Genomic DNA, 3,540 nt, shown 5'->3' with positions numbered 1-3,540 from the left:
CAGGAGGGGCAGGGAAGGAGACCAGGGGAAGTCCAGGCAGGCTTGCCGGCCGACGTGGCTGTTGTTGATGTCGGAGGGCGGGGATGGAACAGCCGCGGATACGCCTCGGCAACGATGATGTGTGGAGCCGATGCCCCCGTGGACGAGGAGGGCTCTGTCGGTGCCTTGGCCGACTGCCTCAAGGCCTAGTACTCCAGCAGCGTTTCGCTATCTGGCCCGGTCAGAGGCGTCGTCGCGAGTTTAGTTAGCTGATGGTAAGTCAGAGGTGGTCTTGGCGGACTGCTCCTCCAGTGAGTGGGCTCGTCGCCGGTAGTGGCAGTAGCGGGCGACGGCTTGGCGTCTGCGCCGCCATCGCGACCAGCTCACCGCGTGAGGCGAAGCGGCCGGCCTGGCCTTGGGGTGGGGCGAGCTGCCAGGAGTCGGCGGACTTCTGCCACGGTGAGCGGAACCAGGGTGCCGGAACCGTTTCTGCACCCCCTTTTGAGGCCGCCTGGGCTGCCGTTGCCGCGAGAAAGGCGTGGGCGAGCATGGCCAGGGTGATGTGCCGCATCCAGCCGACGTAGCGGCGGACTTCGTACTGGTCCAGGCCGCATTCGTTCTTTGCAGCCTGGCAGCATTCCTCAATGGCCCACCGCCGCCCGGCGACCCGCACCAGCTGGTCGACGTCCGTGCCTGCCGGTGCATAGCCGAGGTAGTACGCGATCTCATCGGGCCTGGTGACACTGCGACGGGCCAATGCCCAGCGCTGATGTGCGTGATCGTGGCCGCCACGGTCATCCCGCTGCTGCTGCGTCAGGTCCGCGAGCTGGCGCTGGCACCAGCGGTCGTCGCCGACTCGGACTCCTTGGTGAGCGCGCCGAGGTAGAAGGTCCGGCCATGGTGGGGCCGGCGAACACGTGCGTGATGCTCATTGCGCCTCCCGCGGTCGGGCACGATGTGCCGGGCGGCGTAGCGCAGCTGGGGCGCGATCACCTTGACCACCACGAAGTGGGCCGTTGCCCCAGACCCCTTTGTCAGAGCTTTTGTGCTTCTGGTGCTCGGGTTGCCCAAGGTTCGTCCGGACCTGAACACAGCCTGAACGCCGAGGCCGACGGACTGGTCAGCCCCGACGGCCGCAGGGCCGGCCGGGCGGCGCGGCTCCGCTCCGTCCGGCGTGCTAACGGTGGTATCGGGGATCTCTTGGCAGTTCCTCGCGACCGGGAACTGAGCCTGCCTGGCCGCCCGTTCCTCGACTCAGCCCGCGTTGGGCCGGGCGAGGCCGTGGTCGTAGGCGAAGATCACGGCCTGGATGCGGTCACGGGCGCCGATCTTGGCCAGGACGCGGCCGACATGGGTCTTGACGGTGGACTCGGACAGGACGAACCGGGCGGCGATCTCGCCGTTGGTCCAGCCGTTGCCGACGGCGACGAGGATTTCGCGTTCGCGGTCGGTGAGGGAGCCGAGTCCCGGGTCTTCGGCGGGGTTCTGGCGGTGAACGGGGACGTAGCGGGCGTATTCGTCCAGGAGGCGGCGGGTGAGGGCGGGCGCAATGACCGCGTCGCCCACGGCGACGGCGCGGATGCCGGCCAGGAGTTCCTCGGGGCGCGCGTCCTTGAGGAGGAAGCCGCTGGCGCCGGCGCGGAGGGCGGCGTGTACGTATTCGTCGAGGGCGAAGGTGGTGAGCACGAGGACGCGCGAGTGTTCGCCGGCAGCGACGATGCGGCGGGTGGCCTCGATGCCGTCCATGCCGGGCATGCGGACGTCCATCAGGACGACGTCCGGGCGCAGTTCGGCGGTCTTGCGGACGGCTTCGGCGCCGTGGGCGGCCTCACCGACGACGTCGGTCTCGGGGACGGAGTCCAGGAGCAGGTGGAAGCCGTAACGCTGCAGCGGCTGGTCGTCCACGATGAGAACGGTGGTCACCGGGCACCACCTTGGGGTGTGACGTCGAGGACGGCCTCGACGCTCCATCCTCCGCCGCCCGTCGGCCCCGCGCTGATGCTCCCGCCGTAGTGGGCGGCTCGTTCCCGCATGCCCACCAGGCCATGTCCTTCGTTATTCGGGGCTCCGGCCGGTCTGGCCGGGCCGGTGTCCTGGACCCGGATGGTCAGTCGGCCGTCCTCGACGAGTATCGCCAGGTGCACCCGGGTGTCGGTGTCGGCGTGCTTCAGGGTGTTGGTGAGGGCTTCCTGGACGATGCGGTACACCGTCAGCTGGATGCCAATGTCCAGGGCGTCCACGTCGCCCGAGGTGCGGTAGACGACCTCCAGTCCGGCGGCGCGCACCTTGGCGCACAGTGCGCCGATGTCCGCGGTGCCGGGCTGCGGGCTGAGTTCGGGCTCGCCCGGGGGACCGTCCGCGGCCTCGCGCAGCACGCCGAGTACGCGCCGCGGCTCGCCGAGGGCCTGGCGACCTGTGTCGCCGATGAGCTGCAGGGCCTCCTTGCCGCGTTCGGGGGCGATGTCGGTGGCGTAGGCGCCGGCGTCGGCGAGCGTGATGATGACGGACAGGTTGTGGCCGACGATGTCGTGCATCTCGCGGGCGACCCGGGTGCGTTCGGTGGCCGTGGCCAGCCTGCTGCGCTGGTCGCGCTCGATCTCCAGCCGGGCCGCCCGGTCCCGCAGTCCGGCGAGCTGGGCGCGGCGGATCCGGATCATCAGGCCGAGCGCGAGGGCCGCGGTCGCCGTGCTCAGCAGGAAGAACAGCGCGTCCCAGACGGACACGGCCGAGGACGCGCGTACCGCGACCAGGGCCAGGGTGCCCGCCATGGCCGCGCAGGCCCACGGCAGTTGCCGCAGCCGTCCGTGCGGGGCCAGGCTGTACAGGGCGACTAAGAGGGCGACGTCCGCGCGCAGCGCGGCGCCCAGGGACGACTGCAGGACGAACACCGCTGCGATGGCACCGAAGGCCGCCACGGGTTTCCGCCGCCGCCACAACAGCGGCAGCACCAGACCGGCCTGCAAAGCAAGCATCCCCGCTACGGGCAACTGAGTGAACGCAAGACGGAATCGCCGCGGACCGTCGTCGTCGGCACCGCCGTGGAGCAGGTCGGGCAGGCAGAACATCAGGAAGACGAGGACCACGACCGCGGTGTCCAGCACCCACGGACAGGCCCGGTCGGCCTGCCGAAGCCGCTGGCCGCCCCGGGACAGACGGGCGACCAGCAGTCCCATCCCGCTGATGTCGTCGGTGGTCACGGACGTCACCTGTCCATGGTGCGGGTGTCAGGCGTCGGTGCGTGCGAGCCGGTACGCCGCGCCCGCCAGCGCCAGTGCCGTCCAGCCGAGGAAGACCAGCAGTCCGGCGCCCGGTGACAGGGTCGTGGAGTCGTGCGTCAGAGCGAACATCGACTCTCCCGCATTGGACGGCAGGTAGGGGCTGATGTTGTCCTGCCAGGAGCTCGGCAGCAGGGAGATCAGTCCCGGGATCAGCATCAGGGCAGCCACCAGCACCGAGATTCCGCCGGCCACCGACCGCAGCAGCGCGCCCAGGGCGGCGCCGATCACGCCGACCAGACCGAGGTAGAGCCCGGCGCCCAGCAGGCTTCGTACGACTCCGGCG

General features: G+C 70.3%; 2 protein-coding genes and 2 pseudogenes. All 4 read right to left on the bottom strand.

Annotation, left to right across the window (positions count from 1 at the left end; genetic code table 11):
* Positions 1 to 457 precede the first annotated feature (457 nt).
* Positions 458 to 742, bottom strand: a pseudogene (locus tag ACWFR4_RS48010) (IS701 family transposase); the annotation flags it as partial.
* A 491-nt stretch (positions 743 to 1,233) separates the two neighbouring features.
* Entirely contained in the window at positions 1,234 to 1,902 is a 669-nt protein-coding gene (locus tag ACWFR4_RS48005) for a response regulator (protein ID WP_453658200.1), read from the bottom strand.
* A complete protein-coding gene (locus ACWFR4_RS48000) occupies positions 1,899 to 3,176 on the bottom strand; it encodes a sensor histidine kinase (RefSeq protein ID WP_453658202.1) in 1,278 nt (425 codons plus the stop codon). Before ACWFR4_RS48000 ends, ACWFR4_RS48005 begins: the two co-directional genes overlap by 4 nt.
* A 27-nt stretch (positions 3,177 to 3,203) precedes the next feature.
* Positions 3,204 to 3,540, bottom strand: a pseudogene (locus ACWFR4_RS47995) (ABC transporter permease); the annotation flags it as partial.

It is taken from the genome of Streptomyces sp. NPDC055140 (genome assembly GCF_053607285.1).
Note: the sequence above shows the minus strand (reverse complement) of the source record. Positions and strands in the feature narration are given on the sequence as shown.